The sequence below is a fragment of the Stenotrophomonas maltophilia genome, assembly GCF_900186865.1.
Taxonomy (GTDB): domain Bacteria; phylum Pseudomonadota; class Gammaproteobacteria; order Xanthomonadales; family Xanthomonadaceae; genus Stenotrophomonas; species Stenotrophomonas maltophilia.
In genome coordinates, this window is sequence record NZ_LT906480.1 from 4,030,329 (window position 1) to 4,053,349 (window position 23,021).

The following is a 23,021-nucleotide window of genomic DNA, read 5'->3' on the forward strand; positions in this document are numbered from 1 at the left end:
CGGGAGGTTAAGAAGAATTCTTGAAGACGCTCAATGTTTGAGGGTTATGCAAACTCCCTCACTGCTTGAATGCAATAAACCTCATTGCCTTGGGTTTGTAGAGTCGACTGTTAGTTGTGATCTCTCTGTACGTTGTTCATCCGGGACATCTTTGGAAAATGGTGGTTACCACACCTCTCCAGACCCCAAAGAGCCCGGATGAACCACCATAAAAATGCCCGTTTGACCGTCCATAGTCGAGCACTTCTTATTCGCCGCATCCTCCACGAGGGCCTGCGCCCAGAGGAAGCAGCCCAAGCATGCGGCGTAAGTGTGCGTACGGCCTACAAATGGCTGGCCCGATTCCGCCAGTTCGGGGCACCGGGGCTGGAAAACCGCAGCTCACGGCCTCACCAGACGCCGCATGCCACACCTGCTCCGGTAATCGAGCAAATCAAGGAGCACGCCGTAAACGGCAGACCTACCTGACCATCTCCAAGGCGCTGGGGGTCGGCCACAGTACGATTTCAAGGCTGATGCGTGCCCACGGCCTCAATCGGCTGTGTCGGCTTGAACCGCCCAAGGAGGTCATCCGATACGAATACGATCAGCCCGGAGGGCTGCTGCACCTGGACATCAAGAAGCTGGGCAACTTCCAGCGGCCAGGGCACAGAACCGATGCCAAACGTCGGGGAAACGCCGCTGGCGGTGGCTGGGGCTACGTCCACGTGGCCATCGACGATCACTCCCGGGTCGCCTTCAGCAGCGTCCACCCCAACGAACAGGCCGAAACCGCCTGCCAGGCGCTGCTGGGCGCTCTGCAGTACTACGCCAGCCTGGGAATCACCTTCAAGCGGATCCTGACCGACAACGGTGCCTGCTATCGCTCCACCGCCTTTGCCAAACTGCTCAAATCCCTTGGCATCAAGCACATCAGAACCAAGCCCTACACGCCGCGGACCAATGGCAAAGCCGAGCGCTTCATCCAAACCAGCCTGCGCGAATGGGCCTACGCCCGCGAATACGCCTCCTCGGACCAGCGCAATTCCGTGCTGACCCAATGGCTGCACCACTACAACTGGCACCGCCCTCACATGGGGATCGGTGGCCAGCCACCTATTTCCAGAGTCCTGCTGAACAACGTGGTGGGTTTACACAGTTAGTCGACTGCTCTTCCAACACTGCGCGAAACACACCCGCTGCGCGCGTGAGTCGAGTACGGCTCGACTCTACAACGGGTCATCCCCGCATGGCGTGGATCTGCTGGATGGCATCAGGCCGCCTTTCGGCGGCCTGATGACACATCGTGTTGGCGCACGATCAGAAGAAGATCGCGTACAGGATCAGCAGCGGAATCGGTACGCCCAACAACCAGAGCAGAATCATTTTCATTGCAGGTCTCCTTGCGTGGAAGGCGGGTTACAGGTCGCGTCGGCGACCGCCCCAGGTGGCGCTGAGGCTGGCGAAGAACGCACCGATCAGCAGGGTGATGAACAGCCACAACGCGGCATAGGCGGTCGCCTTTCGGGCATCGTCGGCGGCCTGCTTGGCGGTGTTCCTGGCCTTTTCCAGCGCCGCACGCATGCGCGTCTGCACATCGGTCACGCGCGCCTGCGCTTCGGCCGGGCTCATGCCGGTTTCGCGCGCGATCAGCTGCGACAGGTACTGGGTGTCGGCCGGGTCCAGGCCGTCTCCCTGCAGGCTGTTGACGATGATGCGGTTCACTTCGGCACGCACTTCGCGGCGGTCGCCCATCGTGCCGATACCCGGCATCGGGCGCGGCGGCGGGGCGGCATTCGGATCCATCGGTGCACCCGGCGGCGGCGCTGCAGGATCAATCGGCCCTGCGCTGGTCGTGCTGCGGAACAGTGAATCCACCCAGTAGTTGAGGTCGCCTTCCGGGGCCGCCGCAGCAGTGCTGCCCGCGCCCGCTGCGGCAACGCCGGCCGTGGATGCGGCAGCGCCTGCGGCGGCACCCGCCACCTTTGCGCCGGCGCCCAGCACGCCACCGATGGCCGATGTGAGCAAGCCCGCGGTCAGCAGCGTGGCCACCGCCCAAGACACGAAGCCATGCGCGGTATCGCGGAAATAGGTTTCATCGCCATGGATCTGCGTCCACTTGGTACGCAGGCGGCCCGCCAGATAGCCACCCAGGCCGGACGCGGCCAATGCGGTGAAGGTGAGCCAGATGATGCTGGACCAACCGAAGGTCTCTTTGCTGACGCCTTCGAACGACCATGGCGACACCGACGACAGGCCGAGGCCAACACCGAGGATCAGCAGGATGAGGGAGAGTGCAGCGGCAGCGGTGGCGCCAGCGAAGATCGCGCCCCAGGAAACGGCGCTTTCGCTGGGAGGGGCGACGATCGGGGCGGTGACGACGGCGGCGACGTCAGGGCCGAGCGGTCCGCGCTCGGGTGGGTCGAATCGGGTACTCATCGGGATAGACGCTCCATTTCAGGCGCTGCGGATGCAGCTGGCGTCCTGAGGCTGCGCGAGCGCTTGTGAAGCTGGCGAGACCCTTGAATCACGCGGTCTTGGCGCGATGAAGCGCGTGCCAACCAAGGTTGGCACCTACCAGAAGCGGGAACGCGGTAGATCCGCGCCATGCGTGGATGGGAGAGCGTGCCAACCAAGGTTGGCACCTACCGAAGGCGGGTGCGGCGGTAGATCCGCGCCATGCGTGGATGGGAAAGCGTGCCAACCAAGGTTGGCACCTACCGAAGGCGGGTGCGGCGGTAGATCCGCGCCATGCGTGGATGATTTTTCGCGGGCGCCGAAATCGTGCGGACCAACGGTCCGCACCTACCAGGTCCGCTCCAAAAAAAACGCCCCGCGGATGCGGGGCGTTCTTCTCACAACTCACGCGGGGCGATCAGCCCTGGTAGTCGCGCACGTCGCTGCCGGTGTAGACCTGGCGCGGACGGCCGATCTTCATTTCCGGATCAACCTGCTGTTCCAGCCAATGCGAGACCCAGCCGGAGGTACGGCCCAGGGCGAACATGACGGTGAACATTTCGGTCGGGATCTGCAGCGCCTTGTAGATGATGCCGCTGTAGAAATCGACGTTCGGGTACAGCTTGCGGGCGACGAAGTACTCGTCCTGCAGGGCGGCCTGTTCCAGCTTCACGGCCACGTCCAGCAGCGGATCCTGCACGCCCAGCTGCTTGAGCACCTTGCTGGTCATCTCGCCGATGACCTTGGCGCGCGGGTCGAAGTTCTTGTAGACGCGGTGGCCGAAGCCCATCAGGCGGAAGCCGGAGGTCTTGTCCTTGGCCTTGACCACGGCGGACTCGACGTTGTCGGCGCTGCCGATTTCTTCCAGCATCTTCAGCACGGCTTCGTTGGCACCACCGTGGGCCGGACCCCACAGCGCGGTGACACCCGCAGCAACCGACGCGTACGGGTTGGCACCGGTCGAACCGACCAGACGCACCGTCGAGGTCGAGGCGTTCTGCTCGTGGTCGGCGTGCAGGATGAACAGCAGGTCCAGCGCCTTCACCACGTCCGGGTTCAGATCGTACTGGCCGTCAGCCGACTCGAAGGTCTGCTTCAGGAAGCGGCTGACGTAGTCCAGCGAGGTGTCCGGCTTGTTGGCCGGCAGGCCCTTGCCGTGGCGGTAGATCAGCGCCGACAGGGTCGGCACCTTGGCGATCAGGCGCACGGCGGCCTGGCGGCGCTGTTCGGCGTCGGACAGGTCCAGCGAGTCGTGGTAGATGGCCGACAGCTGCGCGATTGCAGCGGCCAGGATGGCCATCGGATGGGCATCCTTGGCGAAGCTGCCGATCAGGGTGTTGATCGACTCATCGACGTTGGCTTCGGCGGTCAGCTCATCGGTGAAGGCCTTCAGCTGCTCGGCGCTCGGGCGCTCGCCGTTGATCAGCAGGTAGGCCACTTCGACGTAGCTCGACTTTTCCGACAGCTGTTCGATCGGGTAGCCACGGTACAGCAGCACGCCCTTGTCGCCGTCGATGTAGGTGATGGCGGACTTGCAGCTGGCCGTCGCGGTGAAGCCGGAATCGTAGGTGAAGAACCCCGTTTCCTTGGTCAGCTTCGCGATGTCGACGCAGTCGTTGCCAAGGGTGGGTTTGATGACGGGCAGAACGACCGACTTGTCGCCGGCGTTGAGCGTGACCTGATCAAGATCGGACACTGTGTGCGCTCCTTCATGGGAAGGCGCCTGCCCAAGCGCATTGGTCAGGCACGTGAATGACGTCCTCGGCCTGTGCCGGGGATCAGATCATTATCGCACAGCAGCATTTGCCCGGCGCTAGACAGAAGTCGTATACGACAGGCAGCCAGACACCGGCCGTTGAGCGGCCCGGATCGGCAAAAGCGTTGTTACACGAACGCAGTGTTCCGTCCATCCAAACGCCCGTTGGGTTGGCGTTGGGGAAAAACAAACGGCCGCGCAGAGCGCGGCCGTTGGTTCGAAGCTGGATCGACAGATCAGCGCGCGTAGCGCTTCTGGAACTTGTCGATACGGCCCGAGGTGTCGATGACCTTGTGCTTGCCCGTGTAGAACGGGTGCGAAGCCGAGGAAATTTCAACCTTGACCAGCGGGTATTCGTTGCCGTCTTCCCACTGGATGGTTTCCTTCGTCGCCATGGTCGAGCGGGTCAGGATCTTGAAATCGGAGGTGACGTCATGGAAGACGACGTCGCGGTAGTTCGGATGGATATCGGCCTTCATGGGCTCACACCGTAAATGGGCTGGTGGTCAAGAGCGGCATTATAAGCACCGGTTGCCGCCCGGGGCAACCGGTGCCGGTCAATCGACGTCAGTCCGCACCCAGGGCCTGGCGCACCAGGGCCTCGAAACGCTGCTGGTCGTAGGCCATCAGCAGATCGCAGTTGTCCGGCTGGCCGGTCTGGCGGTTCCAATCGACGATGGTGGCGCCGCGGCTGAACGTGCCGTTCAGCTCCACGTTCAGCGGGCGCGACTCGACCCGCAGCTGCCCTTCGGGGTTCAGCGCCCAGGCCATGGCCACCGCATCGGCGGTGTACCAGCGCCCGCCCTTGCTGTCTTCGGACAGGCCACGGGTCTTGCGCGAGATCAGTTCGTAGAAGCGGGCGCGATCGGAATCGGCCTGCAGCCACTTCTCGGCGTCCTGCAGCGGCAGGCCATGGGCGACGGTGGCCTCCCAGTCCGACACCAGCAGGTGCTTGAACGAGGTGAACACCACGTGCGCCGCTTCCGGGTCGAACGCAATGTTGAATTCGGCCGCCGGGGTGATGTTGCCGTGGCAGGTGACCGCGCCGCCCATCACCACGATGCGCTTGATGCGCTCGGGCAGGGTCGGGTCCAGCTTCAGTGCCAGGGCAAGGTTGGTCAGCGGGCCCAGCATCACCAGCATCAGTTCGCCGGCGTGCTCGTGCGACAGGCGCAGGATGGCCAGTGCGGCGTGTTCGGCTTCAGCCTGGCGGCTCGGCGGCGGCAGGTCCACGTCGCCGTAGCCGTCACGGCCATGCACGTGGGCAGCGTCAACGGAGGGATGCAGCAGCGGATCCGGGCTACCGGCAAACACCGGTACGTCGGTGCGGCCGACGATGTCGCAGAGCTTGAGGGCGTTGCGGACGGTGTACTGCAGGCCGACATTGCCGGCGGCGATGGTCAGGGCGACCACGTCATGCCGTTCGTCGGCAAAGGCCATCAGCAGGGCCAGGGCGTCGTCCACACCGGGGTCGGTGTCGATCAACAGGGGGATCTTGTGGGTCATCGTTGCCGTCTTCAGATCGGCAACGAAGTGTGGACCGGGATGATGACCGTTGCAAGTACGGGGGTTGGGGTTCGGCAGGGCTGCGCCCTGCACCCGCCGAATCAACGGCAAACGCCAGAGCAACGGCAAAAGCGGGTTTCCTGGGGGCTGGCGGGGTGGGTCCGGTTGCGGGGGACGCTGCAAGTACGTCCATGTAAGCTCGGTCGCCGCATCCATGCGGCTCACGCCCCCGCAACCGGATCCACCCCGCCTTCGACAGATTTCCGCGGCTGTTGGTGGGTGTCGACCTTGGTCGACACATCCATGCAATGCGTGGATGAACATGGAGTAGATCCACCCCACGCGTGGATGCGTGGATGCGTGGACCAAGGTCCACACCCATCAAGGTGGCGCTACGCCGAGGCGTAACGCACGGCGGTGCCGATCCAGCGCTGCACCACACGATCGGCCAGCGCGGGTTGCTGGTCCAGCAGGCGCTCGGCCAGGTCATGCACGCCGGGCAGCAGGCCGGCGTCACGGGCCAGGTCGGCGATGCGGAAACCGGCCAGGCCGGTCTGCCGCGTACCCAGCAGTTCGCCGGGGCCGCGCAGTTCCAGATCCTTTTCGGCGATGACGAAACCATCGTTGGTTTCGCGCATGGTCTGCAGGCGCTCGCGCGCCATCTGCGAAAGCGGAGCCTGGTACAACAGCACGCAGCGCGATACCGCCGAACCACGGCCGACGCGGCCGCGCAGCTGATGCAGCTGGGCCAGGCCCAGGCGCTCGGCGTTCTCGATCACCATCAGCGAGGCGTTCGGCACATCCACGCCCACTTCAATTACCGTGGTCGCCACCAGCAGGTCGATGTCGCCGGCCTTGAACGCCACCATCGTCGCCAGCTTTTCGGCGGCTTTCAGACGGCCATGCACCAGCCCCACGCGCACGCCCGGCAACAGCGCCTGCAGCGATTCGTAGGTGGCCTGCGCCGGGGTGGCATCCAGTTCTTCGCTTTCCTCGATGAGGGTGCACACCCAGTACACCTGCCGCCCTTCCTGGCAGGCCAGTGCGATGCGCTCGATCAGCTCGGGACGACGATCATTGTTGAGCGCGACGGTCTGCACCGGGGTACGGCCCGGCGGCAGTTCGTCGATGGCCGACACATCCAGGTCCGCGTATTCGGACATCGCCAGCGTGCGCGGAATCGGCGTGGCGGTCATCACCAGCTGGTGTGGCACGCTGTTGCCGCCTGCGCCCTTGTCGCGCAGCGCCAAGCGCTGGTGCACGCCGAAGCGGTGCTGCTCGTCGACGATGGCGAGCGCCAGATCCTGGAATACCACCGCCTCCTGCATCAGCGCGTGGGTACCAACCACCACCTGCGCTTCGCCGCTGGCGACCTGTTCCATCACCTTGGCGCGCGCCTTGCCGGTGACCTTGCCGGCCAGCCACGCGATGCGCACACCGAGCGGTTCCAGCCAGCCGCGCAGGTTGTTGAGATGCTGTTCGGCCAGCAGTTCGGTGGGCGCAGCCAATGCAACCTGCTTGCCCTGCTCCACCGCCAGCATCGCCGCCAGCGCGGCGACCACGGTCTTGCCGGAGCCCACATCGCCCTGCACCAGCCGCAGCATCGGGCTGGGCCGCGCGAGGTCTTCGCGGATCTGCTTGAACACGCGCGCCTGCGCGCCGGTGAGCGCGAACGGCAGCTGCTTCAGCAGCGCCTTGGCCAGCTTGCCAGGACCGGCCAGCGGCGGCGCATGGTGTGCCTGCAAGGCAATGCGCTGGCGACGCAGGCTGAGGTGATGGGCCAGCAGTTCTTCCATCGCCAGGCGACGCTGCGCCGGGTGGGTGCCGGCGGCCAGCGCGGCCAGATCGGCATCTGGTGGCGGCCGGTGCACGGTCAGCAGCGCGCTGCGCAGTGACGGCAGCCCGAGGCCATCGAGCCAGCCGCTGGGCAGCAGTTCCAGCGCGCTTTCCTCGGGCAGGCGGTCCAGCGCCTGGCCGATCAGCTTGCGCATGGTCATCGGACCGACGCCTTCGACGGTGGGATACACCGGGTCGAGGCGGTCGCCGAGTTCGGGATCGTCGTTGCGGCCCAGCACCTGGTAGCTGGGGTGGACGATTTCCAGGCCGAGCTGGCCCGGTTTGGGCGTGCCGAAGCAGCGCAACCGGTTGCCGACCGCGAACTGGCCGACCTGCTGCTGGCGGAAGTGGAAGAAGCGCAGCACCAAAGTGCCCCGCCCTTCGTCTTCCACCGCCACTTTCAGCATCGGCCGGTAGCGCATGCCGCGCTCGACCGCGACCACCCGCCCTTCCACCTGCGCCGGTACGCCGTTGCGCAGGTCTTCAATGCGGGTCAGCCGGGTCCGGTCTTCATAGCGCAGCGGCAGATGAAGCCAGAGATCCTGCAGGGTGGCCAGGCCACGCGCCTGCAGTTTGGCGGCCACGGCCGGACCGACGCCCGCGAGCATCGCCAGGGATGCTTCGCCGGACGGTGACAGGACCGGGGTGACCGCCGCCTTGCGTGCCACGTGGCGGTCAGTCGATGACCATCACCGCGTCGACCTCGAAGTTGGCGCCCTTGGGCAGGCCGGAGACTTCGATGGTGGAACGGGCCGGGTACGGGGCCTGGAAGTAGTCCTGCATGACCGCGTTGACCTTGGCGAACTCGCCCAGATCGGTCAGGTACAGGCCCAGACGCACGACCTTGTCCAGCGAGCCGCCAGCGGCTTCGGCCACGGCCTTGAGGTTGTCGAAGGCGCGGCGGGCCTGTGCTTCGACGTCGCCGGCGCCGACGATGTCGCCGGTGGCCGGGTCGAGCGGGATCTGGCCGGAGAAGTACACAGTGTTGCCGGCGCGCACGGCCTGCGAGTACGGGCCGATGGCGGCGGGGGCCTTTTCGGTGTTGATGATCTGGCGGGACATGGGTCGCTCCGGTGCTTGGGGGAAAACAGAGCGGTGATTGTACCGGGTGGGGGTGCATCCACGCATGGCGTGGATCTACCGCACCGCTCCGGTAGTGCCGGCCGCTGGCCGGCAACCTCATGAACATCGGAAGCACCGCGAAGTTGCCGGCCAGCGGCCGGCACTACCGGGTCCGCGCAGGACCTACTGGCGGCGTACCGACTGCACGACCGACAGGCGGCGCAGGCGGCGCATCACTTCGGCCAGGTGGTTGCGGTCGCGTACCTGGATGTTGAACGCCAGCACGGCGGCGTTGAAGTCGCGGTCCAGGTAGTCCACGCGCTCGATGTTGGAATGGCTCTGGGCGATGGCGGCGGCCAGCTGCGCCAGCACGCCGGTGCCGTTCTCCACTTCCACCACCAGCGAAGTGTCGTAGTCGCCGGAAACGGTAGTGTCCCAGCCGATCGGCACCCAGCGCTCGGGCGACTTGCGCAGCTCGGCCAGGTTCGGGCAGTCCATGCGGTGCACCACGATGCCCTTGCCGGCGGTGTGGTAGCCCATGATCTCGTCACCGGGAATCGGCTGGCAGCAGCCGGCGAAGGTGACCACGCCGCGCTCGCTGCCGTTGATCAGGATCTTTTCCTGCGAATGGTGGCGCGAATGCGGGCCGCCACGCAGTTCGGCGTAGGCCATCAGCGCCTGCGCGGCCTGGGTCGGCATCCAGTTGCCCAGCGCGACCTCGGCCAGCAGCGCCTCCAGGCGCGGGAAACGATGCTCGGCCAGGAACGCATCCAGGCGCCCCTTCGGCAGCCGTTCCAGCGATGAATCCATCGCCTCCAGCGCACGGTCGAGCATGCGGTGGCCCAGCTGCACGGCATCTTCGTGTTCCAGCTGCTTGAGCTGGTGGCGGATGGCAGTGCGCGCCTTGCTGGTGACCACGAATTCCAGCCACTGCGGTTTCGGCGTGGCCGAGCGTGCGGTGATGATCTCCACCGACTGCCCCGACACCAGCTTGGTGCGCAGTGGCACCAGTTTCTTGTCCACGCGCGAGGCCACCGCCATGTTGCCGACATCGGTATGCACGGCGTAGGCGAAATCGAGCGCGGTGGAATTGCGCGGCAGGGCCAGGATCTTGCCCTTCGGCGTGAACAGGTAGACCTCGTCCGGGAACAGGTCGACCTTGACGTTGTCGAGGAACTCCAGCGAGGAGCCGGCAGCGCGCTGCGAGTCGATCAGCTCGACGATCCAGGCGTGGGCACGGCTCTGCGCGCTGTTGGGCGAATCGCCACCAAACTTGTAGGTCCAGTGCGCGGCCACGCCGCGCTCGGCGATCAGGTCCATTTCCTCGGTACGGATCTGCACTTCGATCGGCGAGCCATACGGCCCGAACAGCACGGTGTGCAGCGACTGGTAGCCGTTGGCCTTGGGAATGGCGATGAAGTCGCGGAAGCGGCCATCCAGCGGTTTGAAGGTGGCATGCACCGAACCCAGCGCGTGGTAACAGCTGGGCACGCTGCGCACGACCAGGCGGAAGCCGAACACGTCCATCACCTGGTCGAAGGATTTGTTCTCGTCGCGCATCTTGTTGTAGATGCTCCACGGGGTCTTGATGCGGCTGATCAGCCGATGCTCGATCCCCTCCTTGGCCAGGCGCTGCGACAGCTGCACTTCCACCTGCGCCATCGCCTCGCGGCGCACCACCGGCTGGCTGCGGATGTGTTTTTCAATGATGGCGTGGCGCCACGGGTAGAGCGCCTTGAAGCCGAGGTTCTGCAGCTCGCTCTTGACCAGGCTCATGCCCAGGCGCTGGGCGATGGGCGCGTAGATCTCCAGCGTCTCGCGGGCGATGCGGCCGCGCGCTTCGCGGCTCTGCGCGCCCAGCGTGCGCATGTTGTGCAGGCGGTCGGCCAGCTTGATCATGATCACGCGCAGGTCGCGCGACATCGCCAGCAGCATCTTGCGGAAGCTCTCGGCGGCCGCTTCCTGGCGGTCGCGGAACTTCAGCTTGTCCAGCTTGGTCACGCCGTCGACCAGTTCGGCCACGGCTTCGCCGAACTCGGCAGCCAGCGCCTCGCGGGTGAGTGGGGTGTCTTCGATGGTGTCGTGCAGGATCGCGGCGATCAGCGCTTCCACGTCCAGGCCGAGCTCGGCCAGCACCTGGGCCACGGCCACCGGATGGGTGATATAGGGCTCGCCCGACTTGCGCGTCTGCCCAGCGTGCGCGGAGGCACCGACTTCCCAGGCACGGCGCAGCAGCGGCAGCTGTTCCGGCGGCAGGTAATGGGCGGCGCGTTCAAGCTGGAGGACGTAGTCGGGTACGGCGGCAGCGGGGGCTGCGGCGACCTTGGCAGTGGGGCCTGGGTTCATGCCCGAAGCCTATTCCAGCGCGACGTTTACGGCAAATCCTGAATGCGAAACAGCCCGCACGGGGCGGGCTGTTCGGCGATCCAGCAATAACGTTGATCGATGCGATCAATCGTCGTTCTTGGACATGTCTTCGTCGGCGACCACTTCGGCGGCAGCCCACTCCAGCGCTTCGCGCTCGGCGCGCTCACGCTCGGCCTTCTCGACTTCGTCGATCAGCGCGTTGTCGATCTTGCGGGCGGCGATTTCGCGCAGCGCCAGCACGGTCGGCTTGTCCTCGGTCTCGCTGTTGTCCAGCGTGGCCTGCACGCCGTTGGCGAGCTGGCGGGCACGCTTGGAAGCCATCATGACCAGTTCGAAACGGTTGTTAACGACTTCCAGGCAATCTTCTACGGTGATGCGGGCCATACGGGCTCCCGGCGACCGGTCGGCCGCTCAGTCGAATGAGGGAAAGGGGACGGAGTGTACTGGCAGGGGCTGGACAAAATCAAGCCAACCCCCACCCGATTCTTTTGGAATCAGTCAGTTGCACCCGGATCGGGGGTCAGCAGGGCCTGGATGAGGCCGGCGTGGCGGACCTTCTGGGCCTCCCGGCGCAGGCGGCTGGCGGTGAAGATGGCGCACAGCTCGTCCACGGCGGTGTCGAACACCTCGTTGACGATGACGTAGTCGAACTCGTTGAAGTGCAGCATTTCATCGCGTGCCGCGCCCAGGCGCTGGGCGATGACCGCCTCGCTGTCCTGGCCGCGCTTGCGCATGCGGTCCTGCAGGGCCTGCTTGGACGGCGGCAGGATGAACACGGTGACCGTGCCCGGCACCAGCTGGCGCACCTGCTGCGCGCCCTGCCAGTCGATTTCCAGCAGCACGTCCTGGCCGGCGGCCAGCTGCGGCTCCACCGACTGCCGGGCGGTGCCCTTCCAGTCGCCGTGCACCCAGGCATGCTCGAAGAAGTCGCCGGCGGCGATCATTTCCTCGAACCTCTCCGCAGAGACGAAATGGTAGTGCCGGCCGTTCACTTCACCCGGGCGCATCGCGCGCGAGGTGAAGGAGATCGAGAGGGCGATCTGCGGGTCACGCGCCAGGGTGGCATTGACGATGCTGCTCTTGCCGGCACCGGACGGGGCGGCAACGATGTACAGCGTGCCGCGCGCAACGGCGTCCGACGGCTTCGACGGGGCGCTCATGCGGGGGATCCAACGGGTTGATTTCGCAAAATTTTTCCTCGGTGTTCCAGATCCGGCGCGGAGGATCGCGCCAGGACGGCGGGGGCTGCGCGGAACATCCTGGAACCAGGCCCGGCAGACGCTTTCCCCGGGGGCGGGCACGCAACTTTACCAGAGCGGCCCCGTTGCGCGCCCGTCTGGCGGGCGCCGGGCCTTGTGCCACATGGGCGTACGGGGGCCTGTGCTATAACCGGGCCGTACCCAACGACAGCCCGGAGGCCTGCGCCTCCCCGCCATCCCAGGAGAACGGCATGCCATCGATGAGCCGCCGCCAGTTCCTGAAAGTGACCGGGACAACCCTGGTCGGCTCCAGCCTGGCATTGATGGGCTTCGCGCCCGGCATCGCGCTCGCGGAGGTCAGGCAGTACAAGCTGACCCGCGCGACCGAGACCCGCAACACCTGTACCTACTGTTCGGTGGCCTGCGGCATCCTGATGTACAGCCTCGGCGATGGTGCCAAGAACGCCGAGCCGAGCATCTTCCATATCGAAGGCGACCCGGACCATCCGGTGAACCGCGGCACGCTGTGCCCGAAGGGCGCCGGCCTGGCCGACATCATCCACAGCAAGTCGCGCCTGCTCTACCCCGAGTACCGCGCGCCGGGCTCGAACGAGTGGAAGCGGCTGAGCTGGGACGATGCGCTGGACCGCATCGCGCGGCTGATGAAGGAAGACCGCGATGCCAACTTCGTGCAGAAGAACGAGGCCGGGCAGACGGTCAACCGCTGGCTGACCACCGGCATGCTGGCGGCCTCGGCCACCAGCAATGAAACCGCGGTGCTGACCCACAAGGTCGTGCGCTCCCTTGGCATGTTGGCATTCGACAACCAGGCACGTGTCTGACACGGCCCGACGGTGGCAGGTCTTGCCCCGACGCTAGGCCGTGGTGCGATGACGAATCACTGGGTCGACATCAAGAATGCCGACCTGATCCTGATCATGGGTGGCAATGCCGCCGAGGCGCACCCGTGCGGGTTCAAATGGGTGACCGAGGCCAAGGCACACAACAAGGCACGCCTGATCGTGGTCGATCCGCGCTTCAACCGCTCGGCCGCGGTGGCCGACGTGTACGCGCCGATCCGCACCGGTACCGACATCGTGTTCCTGGGGGGCCTGATCAACTACCTGCTGACCGAGGACCGCATCCAGCACGAGTACGTGCTGAACTACACCGACATGTCGTTCCTGGTGAAGGACGAGTTCGCCTTCAAGGACGGCCTGTATTCGGGCTACAACGAAGAGAAGCGCAGCTACGACCGCTCCAGCTGGGACTACGCCTACGGTGACGATGGCTTCGTGCGCAGCGACCCGACGCTGAAGGACCCGCGCTGCGTCTACAACCTGCTCAAGCAGCACTATGCGCGCTACACGGTGGAGATGGTCGAACGCATCTGCGGCACGCCGGCCGACAGCATCCGCCAGATCTGGGACATGATCGCGTCCACCGCCGGCAAGGACAAGGCGATGACCATCCTGTACGCGCTGGGCTGGACGCAGCACTCGATCGGCGCGCAGAACGTGCGTGCCGGCACCATGGTGCAGCTGCTGCTGGGCAACATCGGCGTGGCCGGTGGTGGCATGAACGCCTTGCGCGGGCATTCCAACATCCAGGGCCTGACCGACATCGGCCTGATGTCCGACCTGCTGCCCGGCTACCTGACCCTGCCGAAACAGGACGAGCAGGACTACGAGGCCTACATCGCCAAGCGCACGCAGAAGCCGCTGCGCGCCAACCAGATGTCGTTCTGGCAGAACTACCCGAAGTTCCACGTCAGCCTGATGAAATCGTGGTGGGGCGACGCCGCCACCGCCGACAACAACTGGTGTTTCGATTACCTGCCCAAGCTCGACAAGCCGTACGACATGCTGCAGGCGTACGAGCTGATGAACGAAGGCAAGATCCACGGCTACATCTGCCAGGGCTTCAATCCGCTGGCCTCGGCGCCGAACAAGGGCAAGCTGATCAGCGCGTTCTCCAAGCTGAAGTTCATGGTCAGCATGGACCCGCTGGAAACCGAGACCATCGCCTTCTGGCAGAACCACGGTGCGTTGAACGACGTCGACCCGAGCACGATCCAGACCGAAGTATTCCGCCTGCCGACCACCTCCTTCGCCGAGGAGAACGGCGCGGTGGTGAATTCCTCGCGCTGGCTGCAGTGGCACTGGAAGGGTGCCAACCCACCGGGAGAAGCGCGCAGCGACATCGAGATCATGTCCGAGCTGTTCCATCGCATCAAAGCGATGTACGAGAAGGACGGCGGGGCGTGGTGGGAGCCGGTGCGCGACCTGGCCTGGAACTACGCCAACCCTGAGGTACCCACGCCCGAAGAACTGGCGATGGAATACAACGGCAAGGCGCTGACCGACGTGTTCGATCCGAAGGACCCAACCAAGCTGGTGCGCAAGGCCGGCGAGCAGTTGGCCGCATTCGGCGACCTGCGCGACGACGGCAGCACCGCCTCCGGCTGCTGGATCTACATCGGTGCCTGGGGCCCGACCGGCAACATGATGGCGCGGCGTGACAACAGCGACCCCACTGGCATCGGCAACACGCTGGGCTGGGCCTGGGCGTGGCCGGCCAATCGTCGCGTGATGTACAACCGCGCCTCGTGCGACGTCGCCGGAAAGCCGTTTGATCCGCGGCGCACGCTGCTGGCGTGGAACGGGAAAAACTGGGGCAGCGTGGACGTGCCCGACTTCAAGGCCGACGAAGATCCCGCCGGCGGAATGGGCCCGTTCATCATGAACCCGGAGGGCATCGCCCGCTTCTTCGCCAAGGCCGGCATGGCCGAAGGCCCGTTCCCGGAGCACTACGAACCGTTCGATACACCGCTGCGCAGCAACCCGCTCAGCCCCGGCCAGGCACTGACCCTGAACAACCCGGCCGCCCGCGTATTCGCCAGCGATCGCGCACAGATCGGTTCGCCGGACGAGTTCCCGCATGTGGCCACCACCTACCGCCTGACCGAGCATTTCCACTTCTGGACCAAGCACGGCAAGTTGAACGCCATCATCCAGCCCGAGCAGTTCGTCGAGATCGGCGCGGCGTTGGCCGACGAGCTGGGCATCAACAACGGCAGCCGCGTGCGGGTCAGCTCCAAGCGCGGCCACATCGAAGCGGTCGCCATGGTGACCAAGCGCATCAAGGCCCTGCAGATCGATGGCCGGACCGTGCACCAGGTGGGCGTGCCGATCCACTGGGGTTTCCTCGGTGCGGCCAAGCCTGGATACATCGCCAATACGCTGACCAACGCCATCGGTGACGGCAACTCGCAGACGCCCGAATCGAAGTGCATCCTGGTCAAGGTCGAGAAGGTGTAGGAGACACGCCATGTCACTGCAATCCCTGGACATCATCCGCCGCTCGGCCACCACCACGCCCTCGCCGGAGGCGCGTGGTGCGCACACCGGCCAGGTCGCCAAGCTGATCGATGTGAGCAAGTGCATCGGCTGCAAGGCCTGCCAGGTCGCCTGCATGGAGTGGAATGACCTGCGCGACGAAGTGGGCAGCTGCGTTGGCAGCTATGACAACCCGCCCGACCTGAGCGACCAGTCGTGGACGGTGATGAAGTTCCGCGAGTACGAGGACGAGACGGGCAAGCTGGAGTGGCTGATCCGCAAGGAAGGCTGCATGCACTGCAGCGATCCGGGCTGCCTGAAGGCCTGCCCGTCGCCCGGTGCCATCATCCAGTACGCCAACGGCATCGTCGACTTCCAGGAAGAGAACTGCATCGGCTGCGGCTACTGCGTGACCGGTTGTCCGTTCGACGTGCCGCGCATCTCCAAGAAGGACCACAAGGCCTACAAGTGCACGCTGTGTTCGGACCGGGTGGCGGTGGGCCAGGAACCGGCCTGCGTGAAGACCTGCCCGACCGGCGCGATTACCTTCGGCAGCAAGCAGGCGATGACCGAGCACGCGGCCGGACGCGTGGAAGACCTGAAATCGCGCGGCTACGAGAACGCCGGCCTGTACGACCCGCAGGGCGTCGGCGGCACCCACGTGATGTACGTGCTGCAGCACGTGGACAAGCCGGAGCTGTATGCCGACCTGCCCAAGAACCCGCGCATCAGCCCGATGGTGGAGGTGTGGAAGGGCGTGGCCAAGCCGCTGGGCGTGCTGGCGATCGCCGCCACCGCCTTCGCCGGCTTCCTGCATTACATCGGCATCGGCCGCAACACGGTCAATGACGAGGAAGAAGAGGAAGCCGAGCACGAGGCGAAGAAGATCGAAGAGGAGCAGCGGCCATGAAGTACGCCCCGCACCCGCGCCAGATCATCCGCTACCGCGCACCGACCCGCATCAACCACTGGATCGTGGCGATCTGCTTCGTGTTGACCGCGCTGTCCGGGCTGGCGCTGTTCCACCCTGCCCTGTTCCCGTTGACCCAGCTGTTCGGTGGCGGCCCCTGGACGCGCATCCTGCATCCGTTCATCGGGCTGGCCATGGTGGTGGGCTTTGCGCTGCTGGCGTTCCGCATGTGGCGCGACAATCTGCCGACCGCCGACGATCGCGCATGGATGCGCGGCATGCGCGATGTACTGCGCAACGAGGATGAGAAGCTGCCGCCGGTGGGCCGTTTCAATGCCGGCCAGAAGCTGCTGTTCTGGGCCATCATCGGCTGCCTGTCGGCGCTGCTGCTGACCGGCTTCGTGATCTGGCGGCAGTACTTCAGCCACTTCTTCCCGATCGGGGTGATCCGCTTCTCGGTGCTGGCCCATGCGCTGTTCGGCTGGGTGCTGGTGTGCGCGATCGTGGTGCACATCTATGCGGCGATCTGGATCAAGGGCTCGGTGCGGGCGATGACCCAGGGCAAGGTGACCTATGGGTGGGCGTACAAGCATCACCGGCAGTGGTTCAGGGACATCCTGCGCGGACGTCGGGAAGAGGGTTAGCGGCAGGGCCTGCGGCCCTGCACCCGCTTCAAGCCAAGGCAACAGCAACAGCGGCTATCCGTGGGATTGCGGGGTGGGTCCGGTTGCGGGGGACGCCGTAAACCCGTCCATGGGGGCTTGGCCGCGGCATCCATGCCGCGGACACCCCCGCAACCGGACCCACCCCGCCTTCGACAGTTTCCTGCGATCTGTCGGGACGGCGTTCCGCGTTGCTGTTGGTGGGTGTCGACCTTGGTCGACACGATGAACATGGCAACGACCGAAACCGGTTTTTGTAGAGTCGAGCCGTGCTCGACTGCTTTGCTCGACTGCGTTGTTTGAATCCGCTGGACGCGAGCGCCGACAACGGCGAGGATGGAGGCTGGTTCTTCTGGCTCGCCCTGCATGGCGCAACGCATCCTTGAACCCGGTGAGATCGAGACGCTCGCCTCGCGCGATGTGCCGCGCATCATCCTGCCCGATATCGAGTCACTGTTCGCTGAGCGCGCGACGCGCCTGCGCAGCCTGGCCGCGCACAGTGCCATCGGCGGCTACCTGCAGCTGCTGGCGGCGTTGGCCGATGCACAGCAGGCGCTGCTGGATGAACTGACACCGCAGCAGCGCGAGGCGCTGCAGTCGCAGGCGCGCGCGCAGCAGTCGAGTGCGGCGGCCGGTGCCGGCATGCCGTTGCGGCCGGCCAACACGCTTCAGCTGGATGGATGCTGGCGCGACTGGCTGCGCATGCTGTGCCAGCACTGTGCCGACGAAACGGGGCTGCCGCTGGAAACCCGGCAGGAGCTGCAACGCGTCGCCGCGGCCGACGACGCCTGGCTGGATGCGCAGGCGCACGCGGTGCTGGAGCGCGATGACGCGCCGTCGGTGGATGCGGTCGCTGCGCTGCTGGTGATGAACGCACTGCAGGTTTACTGGGCGGTGCTCGCAGCCAGCTTCCGCCCTACCGACCTGAAGCCGCTGGCTGATGCGCCAGGGCTGTGCCCGCTGTGCGGCACGTTGCCGGTGACCAGCGTGGTGCAGGCACGCCCACCCTATGCGTCCTACCGTTACCTGTCGTGCTCGCTGTGCGCCTGCCAGTGGCACTACGTGCGCGTGCAGTGCAGCCAGTGTGGTGCCGCCGGCAAGGACATCGCCTATCGCGCCCTGGCCGATGTGGACGGCGACAGCGGCGAGGCGGTGCGCGAGAGCGCGGTGCGTGCCGAGACCTGCGACCACTGCCACAGCTACCGCAAGATCCTGTATCTGGAAAAGGACCCGTCACTGGAGCCGGTGGCCGATGACCTCGGCACGCTGGCGCTGGATCTGCTGCTGGCCGAGGAAGGCTATGCGCGTGCCAGCCAGAATCCTCTGCTGTGGCAATCCGACGGCGATTGAGGCGATGACAGCCATGCCCCCCGCCCCGGCATCGGCCGCTGCCCTGCCCTCGCTGGACCGGGTGCTGCGCCTGCCTGCACTGGCGCCACTGATCGAAGGCCACGGTCGAAGCCGTATCACCCAGCTGCTGCGTTCGCACCTGCAGGTGCTGCGTGAGCGTGTAAGCGCCAGCCAGTTGTCGACCGCGCAGCTGCAGGAAGCGGTCGACGGCCCGGCGCTGGTGGCAGCGGTCGAGGCCGCACTGGCAGCCGATGCACGGCTGGACCTGCAACCGATGTTCAACCTGACCGGCACCGTACTGCATACCAACCTGGGTCGCGCATTGCTGCCCGAGGCCGCGGTGCAGGCAGTCACCCGCGCGATGACCGCGCCGGTCGATCTGGAGTTCGACGTCATCCGTGGCCGTCGCGGCGACCGCGATGCGCGGGTACAGGCACTGATCTGCGAGCTGACCGGTGCCGAAGCCGCCACTGTGGTCAACAACAATGCGGCGGCGGTCCTGCTGCTGCTCAACAGCCTGGCCAACCGCCGCGACGTGGTGGTGTCGCGCGGCGAGCTGGTGGAGATCGGTGGCGCCTTCCGCATTCCCGACGTGATGCGCAGCGCCGGCGCGCGGCTGCTGGAAGTAGGTACCACCAACCGCACCCATCCGGCCGACTTCACCAACGCCATCGGCGCGCGCACAGCGCTGCTGATGGAGGTGCACGCCAGCAACTACGCGATCAGCGGATTCACTGCCAAGGTCGACACCGCGGCGATGGCCGCGATCGCGCACGAACATGGCCTGCCGCTGGTGGTGGACCTGGGCAGTGGCAGCCTGTGCGATCTGGCCACGTTCGGCCTGCCGCACGAACCCACCGTGCAGGAAACGCTGACGGCCGGCGCCGATCTGGTTTCGTTCAGCGGCGACAAGCTGCTGGGTGGTCCGCAGGCCGGCATCATCGCCGGCCGCGCCGACCTGATCGCGCGGATCAACCGCAACCCGCTGAAGCGGGCACTGCGCATGGACAAGATGGGCCTGGCCGCACTGGAAGCGGTGCTGGCCCTGTACCGCGAACCCGAGCTGCTGGCACAGCGGCTGCCGACACTGCGCACGCTCTCGCGCACGCAGGATGACATTGATGCGCAGGCCCAGCGCCTGCTGCAGCCGATGCGTGCCTCGCTGGCGGCGAACTACAGCCTCGAGCCTGCTTCGATGCACAGCCAGATCGGCAGCGGCGCGCAGCCACAGGCGCAGCTGGCCAGCGCCGGACTGCGCATTACCAGCGCGCGCCGTGGCGGACTGGATCGCCTGGCCAAGCGCCTGCGTCAGCTGGCGCGACCCGTGCTGGGCCGCATTGCCGATGACGCGCTGTGGCTGGACCTGCGCTGCCTGGAACCCGCCGACGAAGCCGACTTCCTCGCCCAGTGGAGCACGCTGCAGGCATGATCGTCGGCACCGCCGGGCATATCGACCATGGCAAGACCAGCCTGGTGCGGGCACTGACCGGCATCGAAACCGATCGCCTGCAGGAAGAGCGTACGCGTGGTATTTCCATCGAGCTGGGCTATGCCTATGTTCCTGTGGAACGCAGGGACGGCACAGGTCCTGTCGCGACGCTGGGTTTCGTCGACGTGCCGGGCCATGAGCGCTTCGTGCACACGATGGTGGCCGGCGCCACGGGTATCGACGTCGCCGTGCTGGTCATCGCTGCCGACGACGGCGTGATGCCACAGACCCGCGAGCATCTGGCCATCCTGCAGCTGCTGGGCGTGAACCGGGGTGCGGTGGCGCTGACCAAGATCGACCGTGTGGATGCGGCGCGCCTGGCCCGGGTCGAGATCGAGGTCGCTGCCCTGCTGGCCGGCACGCCACTGCAGGATTCCCCTGTGTTCACCTGCAACAGCACCGCACCCGACGATGCTGGCATCAACGCGCTGCGTACCCAGCTGCACGCGTGGGCGGCGGACGACGCCAGCACGCGCCAGGCCGAACTGCGCAGCGAGCTGTTCCGTATGCCGGTGGACCGCGTGTTCTCGCTGGCCGGCCACGGAACGCTGGTGACCGGCGCAGTGCACGGCGGCATCGCCTCGGTGGGTGAGCATCTGCAGCTGATGCCGGCCGCCACTGAAGTGCGCATACGCAGCATCCACGCGCAGAACCAGGCTAGTGACCACGCGATGGCCGGGCAGCGCTGCGCGCTGAACCTGGCGGCCATCGCCCGTGATGACATCCGCCGCGGTGACTGGATCGCCGACGCGCGCGCACTGCTGGCCACCACCCGCGTTGATGTGCGGCTGCGGCTTTCCCCGTTGGCCGCGCCATTGCGCGACTGGACGCCGCTGCACATCCACTGGGGCACGATGCACCGGCAGGCCCATGTGGTGCTGCTGGAGGACGACGATCACGGCAATGGGCAGTTGGTGCAACTGGTGTTCGAAGCACCCGTCTGTGCGATGTGCGGTGATCCCTTCATCGCCCGTGATTCAGCGGCGACCCACACGCTGGGCGGTGGCATCGTGCTCGATCCGGACCCGCCACAGCGGCGCCGGCGCAGTCCTGCACGGCTCACGTGGCTGGGAGCACTGGAGCAACTGGCCGCGGGTGCGGGAATCGGCCCACTGTTGCAGCAGGCGCCCTTCGGCATTGCCATGGCCGCGCTGCAACGCTACTGCCGGCGCGCCGCCGACCAGATCATTCTGCCTGCAGGCGCACAGCGCATCGTCACCCGCGAAGACACGGTGGTCATCCTCGCCTCGCACTGGCAGGCACTGCGCGAGCAGGTGATCACCTCGCTGTGTGGCTGGCATGAGCGACGCCCGGACGAACCCGGTGTCGACAGCGGCCGCCTGCAGCGCAGCACCCTGCCCGCGCTTGCAGCGAGCCTCTGGAATGCGCTGCTGCAGGACCTGCTGGACGACGGCAGCGTGCAACGCGTGGGTGCCTGGTGGCGCCTGCCCGGGCATGACCATGCGCCACCGGAACGCGAGCGTCTGCTGCTGGAACGCGTGCTGCCGCAACTGCACGCCGGTGGCTTCGATCCGCCGTGGGTGCGCACCCTTGCTGCCGAGATCGGCCTGGCCGAAGACGAAGTCCGCGCCGTCCTGCGCCGCGCCACCGCACGTGGCGAGCTGTTCCAGGTGGTGCCGGACCTGTTCTACGCACCCGCGCGCATTGCGGAACTCGCCGCGATCGTCGCGCAGCTGTCACAGGCCAGCGGCACGGTGGATGCGGCCACGTTCCGCGATGCCATCGGCCTGGGCCGCAAACGCAGCATCCAGATCTTGGAGTTCTTCAATCGCGTTGGCTACACTCGACGCGTCGGTGACCAGCATCGGCCGCGCGGCGACCTGCAGTGGAACGCAGCCCGCGACTGAGCCCACCGGTACCGCCGTACTTTCGGAAGGCATGCGCATCCGGGCATGCGGCTGGGCTTCAAACCCAGTAGGGGGCGTCGATCGTTCCCTGGTAGGTTCGACTCCTGCTGCCTTCCGCCATTCGCGTTCCCGCAGGAGATGTCGGCATGGCCACGCACGCGCAGTCCCCCGCCCCTTCAACGGCCGATGCCCCGCAACGACTGACCTCTCTCGCGCATGGCGGCGGCTGCGGCTGCAAGATCGCGCCGGGCGTGCTGAGCGAACTGCTGCGTGGTGTTCCAGCACTTCCGGCACCAGCTGAACTGCTGGTTGGCCGCGAGACCAGCGACGACGCCGCGGTGTACCGCCTCGATGATCGCCAGGCAATCGTCGCCACCACCGATTTCTTCATGCCCATCGTCGACGACCCGTTCGACTTCGGCCGCATCGCGGCCACCAACGCGCTGTCGGACCTGTACGCGATGGGCGCGCGCCCGCTGTTCGCACTGGCCATCGTCGGCATGCCGATCAATACGCTGCCGCAGGACACGATCCGCGGCATCCTGCAGGGCGGCGAACGCGCCTGCGCTGATGCCGGCATCGTGGTCGCTGGTGGCCACAGCATCGATTCGGTGGAACCCATCTACGGCCTGGCCGCGATCGGCGTGCTCGACCCGCAACGACTCAAGCGCAATGCCGATGCCCGCGCCGGCGACGTGCTGGTGCTGGGCAAGCCGTTGGGCGTGGGCGTGTATTCGTCAGCACTGAAGAAGGAAGTGCTGGACGCCGACGGCTACCAGCAGATGATCGCGTCGACCACCCGCCTGAACACCGTGGGCGTGCCGCTGGCCGCCCTGGACGGCGTGCATGCCATGACCGACGTCACCGGCTTCGGCCTGCTCGGCCACCTGCTGGAAGTGTGCCGCGCCAGTGGTGTCGCTGCCGAGGTGGACAGTGCACAGGTGCCGCTGCTGCCGCAGGCGCTGGAGCTGCTGCAGCGTGGCTGCGTGACCGGCGCCTCCAACCGTAACTGGGCCTCGTATGGCACCGAGGTGCGCTTCGCCGATGGGTTGCCGGCACACTGGCAGCCGCTGCTGACCGATCCGCAGACCAGCGGCGGACTGCTGGTGTCGTGCGCTCCGGAGGCGGTGGATGCAGTGCTGGCCTGCTTCCACGACGCGGGGTTCGGCCAGGCAGCCATGGTCGGGCGTTTGAGCGAAGGAGCGCCGGGCGTCAGCGTGGTTTGAGACGTGAAGGTTTGCC

General features: G+C 66.3%; 16 protein-coding genes, 1 tRNA gene and 1 pseudogene. 9 read left to right on the top strand and 9 right to left on the bottom strand.

Annotated features, from left to right (window positions below; all coding sequences use genetic code 11):
* The first annotated feature begins 198 nt into the window (after window positions 1-198).
* Window positions 199-1,142, top strand: a pseudogene (locus tag CKW06_RS19040) (IS481-like element ISStma1 family transposase).
* A gap of 256 nt (window positions 1,143-1,398) precedes the next feature.
* On the opposite strand, the gene CKW06_RS19045 reads toward CKW06_RS19040, so the two are convergent.
* The 9 genes from CKW06_RS19045 to gmk all read right to left on the bottom strand — a co-directional run bounded on the left by CKW06_RS19045 (window position 1,399) and on the right by gmk (window position 12,123).
* Window positions 1,399-2,418, bottom strand: coding sequence for a hypothetical protein (locus tag CKW06_RS19045; protein WP_024958447.1), 1,020 nt, complete (start codon window positions 2,416-2,418; stop codon window positions 1,399-1,401).
* A 436-nt stretch (window positions 2,419-2,854) separates the two neighbouring features.
* On the bottom strand, window positions 2,855-4,132 hold the full coding sequence (locus tag CKW06_RS19050; protein WP_005410870.1) for a citrate synthase: 1,278 nt from the start codon (window positions 4,130-4,132) through the stop codon (window positions 2,855-2,857).
* Window positions 4,133-4,428: 296 nt separating this feature from the next.
* A complete protein-coding gene (locus CKW06_RS19055) occupies window positions 4,429-4,671 on the bottom strand; it encodes a type B 50S ribosomal protein L31 (protein ID WP_005410871.1) in 243 nt (80 codons plus the stop codon).
* 88 nt (window positions 4,672-4,759) lie between these two features.
* Complete coding sequence (locus CKW06_RS19060; protein ID WP_005410872.1) at window positions 4,760-5,698, bottom strand: nucleoside hydrolase; 939 nt, start codon at window positions 5,696-5,698, stop codon at window positions 4,760-4,762.
* A 392-nt stretch (window positions 5,699-6,090) separates the two neighbouring features.
* Window positions 6,091-8,142: an ATP-dependent DNA helicase RecG gene (gene recG / locus CKW06_RS19065; RefSeq protein ID WP_219625269.1), complete on the bottom strand. Its 2,052-nt coding sequence runs from the start codon at window positions 8,140-8,142 to the stop codon at window positions 6,091-6,093.
* 67 nt (window positions 8,143-8,209) lie between these two features.
* Complete coding sequence (locus CKW06_RS19070; RefSeq protein ID WP_005410875.1) at window positions 8,210-8,596, bottom strand: RidA family protein; 387 nt, start codon at window positions 8,594-8,596, stop codon at window positions 8,210-8,212.
* 183 nt (window positions 8,597-8,779) lie between these two features.
* Window positions 8,780-10,942 carry a RelA/SpoT family protein gene (locus tag CKW06_RS19075; protein WP_005410876.1) on the bottom strand — a complete coding sequence of 721 codons (2,163 nt, stop codon included), beginning with the start codon at window positions 10,940-10,942 and terminating at the stop codon, window positions 8,780-8,782.
* 105 nt (window positions 10,943-11,047) lie between these two features.
* Window positions 11,048-11,347, bottom strand: a complete 300-nt coding sequence (rpoZ, locus tag CKW06_RS19080) for a DNA-directed RNA polymerase subunit omega (protein WP_005410877.1) — start codon at window positions 11,345-11,347, stop codon at window positions 11,048-11,050.
* A gap of 110 nt (window positions 11,348-11,457) precedes the next feature.
* Window positions 11,458-12,123: a guanylate kinase gene (gmk, locus tag CKW06_RS19085; RefSeq protein ID WP_024958153.1), complete on the bottom strand. Its 666-nt coding sequence runs from the start codon at window positions 12,121-12,123 to the stop codon at window positions 11,458-11,460.
* 290 nt (window positions 12,124-12,413) lie between these two features.
* On the opposite strand from gmk, the gene fdnG reads away from it, so the two are divergent.
* The 8 genes from fdnG (at window position 12,414) to selD (ending at window position 23,005) form a co-directional block, all read left to right on the top strand.
* Window positions 12,414-15,482, top strand: a complete 3,069-nt coding sequence (gene fdnG / locus CKW06_RS19095) for a formate dehydrogenase-N subunit alpha (protein ID WP_143568549.1) — start codon at window positions 12,414-12,416, stop codon at window positions 15,480-15,482.
* A gap of 10 nt (window positions 15,483-15,492) precedes the next feature.
* Complete coding sequence (gene fdxH, locus CKW06_RS19100) at window positions 15,493-16,410, top strand: formate dehydrogenase subunit beta (RefSeq protein ID WP_024958151.1); 918 nt, start codon at window positions 15,493-15,495, stop codon at window positions 16,408-16,410.
* Window positions 16,407-17,054 (top strand): formate dehydrogenase subunit gamma, encoded by a 648-nt coding sequence (locus tag CKW06_RS19105; RefSeq protein WP_005410882.1) that lies wholly within the window; start codon window positions 16,407-16,409, stop codon window positions 17,052-17,054. The genes fdxH and CKW06_RS19105 overlap by 4 nt, the downstream gene beginning before the upstream one ends.
* Before the next feature lie 384 nt (window positions 17,055-17,438).
* The gene (gene fdhE / locus CKW06_RS19110) at window positions 17,439-18,422 is read left to right on the top strand and encodes a formate dehydrogenase accessory protein FdhE (RefSeq protein WP_024956752.1); all 984 of its coding nucleotides are present in this window, start codon (window positions 17,439-17,441) and stop codon (window positions 18,420-18,422) included.
* A 4-nt stretch (window positions 18,423-18,426) separates the two neighbouring features.
* On the top strand, window positions 18,427-19,851 hold the full coding sequence (gene selA / locus CKW06_RS19115; protein ID WP_024956753.1) for an L-seryl-tRNA(Sec) selenium transferase: 1,425 nt from the start codon (window positions 18,427-18,429) through the stop codon (window positions 19,849-19,851).
* Complete coding sequence (selB, locus tag CKW06_RS19120) at window positions 19,848-21,779, top strand: selenocysteine-specific translation elongation factor (RefSeq protein WP_024956754.1); 1,932 nt, start codon at window positions 19,848-19,850, stop codon at window positions 21,777-21,779. Before selA ends, selB begins: the two co-directional genes overlap by 4 nt.
* A 24-nt stretch (window positions 21,780-21,803) precedes the next feature.
* Window positions 21,804-21,899: transfer RNA gene (locus tag CKW06_RS19125), tRNA-Sec, on the top strand.
* Window positions 21,900-21,925: 26 nt separating this feature from the next.
* Window positions 21,926-23,005 (top strand): selenide, water dikinase SelD, encoded by a 1,080-nt coding sequence (selD, locus tag CKW06_RS19130; RefSeq protein WP_024956755.1) that lies wholly within the window; start codon window positions 21,926-21,928, stop codon window positions 23,003-23,005.
* Window positions 23,006-23,021 lie beyond the last annotated feature (16 nt).

Excerpts from the sequence above, each read along its gene's own strand:
- recG (WP_219625269.1), bottom strand. The coding sequence starts at position 8,142 with ATGCTCGCGGGCGTCGGTCCGGCCGTGGCCGCCAAACTGCAGGCGCGT.
- CKW06_RS19060 (WP_005410872.1), bottom strand. The coding sequence starts at position 5,698 with ATGACCCACAAGATCCCCCTGTTGATCGACACCGACCCCGGTGTGGAC.
- CKW06_RS19075 (WP_005410876.1), bottom strand. The coding sequence starts at position 10,942 with ATGAACCCAGGCCCCACTGCCAAGGTCGCCGCAGCCCCCGCTGCCGCC.
- CKW06_RS19070 (WP_005410875.1), bottom strand. The coding sequence starts at position 8,596 with ATGTCCCGCCAGATCATCAACACCGAAAAGGCCCCCGCCGCCATCGGC.
- fdhE (WP_024956752.1), top strand. The coding sequence starts at position 17,439 with ATGGCGCAACGCATCCTTGAACCCGGTGAGATCGAGACGCTCGCCTCG.
- CKW06_RS19045 (WP_024958447.1), bottom strand. The coding sequence starts at position 2,418 with ATGAGTACCCGATTCGACCCACCCGAGCGCGGACCGCTCGGCCCTGAC.
- CKW06_RS19105 (WP_005410882.1), top strand. The coding sequence starts at position 16,407 with ATGAAGTACGCCCCGCACCCGCGCCAGATCATCCGCTACCGCGCACCG.
- CKW06_RS19055 (WP_005410871.1), bottom strand. The coding sequence starts at position 4,671 with ATGAAGGCCGATATCCATCCGAACTACCGCGACGTCGTCTTCCATGAC.
- rpoZ (WP_005410877.1), bottom strand. The coding sequence starts at position 11,347 with ATGGCCCGCATCACCGTAGAAGATTGCCTGGAAGTCGTTAACAACCGT.
- fdxH (WP_024958151.1), top strand. The coding sequence starts at position 15,493 with ATGTCACTGCAATCCCTGGACATCATCCGCCGCTCGGCCACCACCACG.
- selB (WP_024956754.1), top strand. The coding sequence starts at position 19,848 with ATGATCGTCGGCACCGCCGGGCATATCGACCATGGCAAGACCAGCCTG.
- selD (WP_024956755.1), top strand. The coding sequence starts at position 21,926 with ATGGCCACGCACGCGCAGTCCCCCGCCCCTTCAACGGCCGATGCCCCG.
- selA (WP_024956753.1), top strand. The coding sequence starts at position 18,427 with ATGACAGCCATGCCCCCCGCCCCGGCATCGGCCGCTGCCCTGCCCTCG.
- gmk (WP_024958153.1), bottom strand. The coding sequence starts at position 12,123 with ATGAGCGCCCCGTCGAAGCCGTCGGACGCCGTTGCGCGCGGCACGCTG.